At 49.8% G+C, this 500-nt stretch carries 1 rRNA gene; it reads right to left on the bottom strand.

The features are described from left to right. Positions 1-157 (bottom strand): 16S ribosomal RNA (locus C722_RS0122870); the annotation flags it as partial. Between the last annotated feature and the right edge of the window lie 343 nt (positions 158-500).

Genomic DNA, 500 nt, shown 5'->3' with positions numbered 1-500 from the left:
CTTTCGAAACGTTGTCCCCCACTACTAGGCAGATTCCTAGGCATTACTCACCCGTCCGCCGCTGAATTGAGGAGCAAGCTCTTCTCATCCGCTCGACTTGCATGTGTTAGGCCTGCCGCCAGCGTTCAATCTGAGCCATGATCAAACTCTTCAGTTAAGTAGACTGATCGGGTTTTGAGAAAACCCTAAACTTGGCTCAGCAATCGCAAAAAACTCATGAATTCACGAGTTACTTGTGTTGCTGATAATCTTGCGACATCAGACTTATCTCACAAGCACCCACACGAATTGCTTGATTCAACTTGTTAAAGAGCAGTGGTTGCGACCGTGTCGCTAACCGAGGCGCGCATTCTACGCTGTCCTCACATCCTGTCAAGCGTTGATTTGAACTTTTTCGTTTCAACTCAACCACTTGCGCTTGCCTGACCGGTCTAACCAATCTCGGCAGCGGGAGGCGAATCCTACAGCATCCTGAGACGCTGTCAACCCCCTCCGCTTCA

The sequence above is a fragment of the Pseudomonas sp. 313 genome, assembly GCF_000316965.1.
GTDB lineage: Bacteria > Pseudomonadota > Gammaproteobacteria > Pseudomonadales > Pseudomonadaceae > Chryseomonas > Chryseomonas benzopyrenica.
This window is presented reverse-complemented; position numbering and strand designations above follow the sequence as displayed.